A 1,087-nucleotide genomic window follows, 5' to 3' on the forward strand; every position below is an offset into this window, starting at 1 on the left:
CACAATGAAATCAAAAATATAAATTTAAATAATTAATATTATACAAGATACTTTTTGTGTAATTTTTATTACAAATGCTATAATCCGGCAAATTAAAATAGCCTCGAGCTAAAATATTTTAGGGTATGGAAAATTACGGCAATGCTTCAAATTAATGTGTCACAACTGTGCATGAGTCGTGCCGATGAAACAGTTCCCGCCCTAGAACAGATTCCTGCTATGCAGCGGCGGCGACTGTCGGGCATTGCGAAACTGGCATTAAGCAGCGCTATTCAATCTCTGAATTCTGAACCGGTAGATTATATTGTCTGGGCATCGCAATATGGTGATGAACATAAGACCTTAAAAATTTTGGCCGATGTGCTGCAAGATCAAACCCCGTCACCCACCCAGTTTTCGACTTCAGTGCATAATGCCATTGCCGGGCTGTATTCGATTTTATGTCAGGATGCCACGCCTTCGACCAGTTTGGCGGCATCGTGGAGTGAAGCGCTGATTGAAGCCTATGCCTGGTTAAAGACCTGTGCTCAGCCAAATGCACGTGTGCTGGTGGTTTATTATGATGAAGCTTTACCTGAAATTTATAAGGAAGCTGCATCTTTCAATGCCTTTGCCATGTCGGCAATGGTGAGCCTTGAAGCGCCGAATCTGCAACTGGATATGCATGCATTACCCCATCATCGTGATAAATATATCGATGCACAGAATTTTTATGATTTTTGGCAGCAATCTGAACAGAGTCTTGAGTATTCTCAAACTCAGGTATGGCAAAAATGTTAAAGCGCGATCGGATTAAACAAAAAGCCAACTATCTGTGGCGTGTGGGTGCAACCGGTTTTAGTTTCGCCAGTTTCGGCATTGGTGGCGTGGCGATTGGTGGGCTGGTTGCGCCATTGGTGAATCTGTCTACCCAGAATCCAGGTTTACGACAGCAGCGCACTCAAAAAGTAATTAAGCATAGTTTCAAGGGCTTTACCGAAATGATGGTCAAGCTTGGAATTATGACCTATGACATTGAAGGTTTGGAAAAATTACAGCACAGTAAGCAGGAACTGGTGATTGCCAATCATCCGACTCTGGTGGATGT

At 43.0% G+C, this 1,087-nt stretch carries 1 protein-coding gene and 1 pseudogene; both read left to right on the forward strand.

What is annotated here, in order from left to right; genetic code table 11:
• The first annotated feature begins 141 nt into the window (after positions 1-141).
• A complete protein-coding gene (locus B4C48_RS12690; RefSeq protein WP_291357070.1) occupies positions 142-780 on the forward strand; it encodes a beta-ketoacyl synthase chain length factor in 639 nt (212 codons plus the stop codon).
• Positions 774-1,087, forward strand: a pseudogene (locus B4C48_RS12695) (1-acyl-sn-glycerol-3-phosphate acyltransferase); the annotation flags it as partial. The gene B4C48_RS12690 and the pseudogene B4C48_RS12695, both read left to right, overlap by 7 nt.

This window comes from Acinetobacter sp. UBA3106 (assembly GCA_002365595.1).
GTDB lineage: Bacteria > Pseudomonadota > Gammaproteobacteria > Pseudomonadales > Moraxellaceae > Acinetobacter.

Bases quoted from the DNA above. Each gene is read 5' to 3' on its own strand.
- B4C48_RS12690 (WP_291357070.1), top strand. From the start codon at position 142: ATGCTTCAAATTAATGTGTCACAACTGTGCATGAGTCGTGCCGATGAA.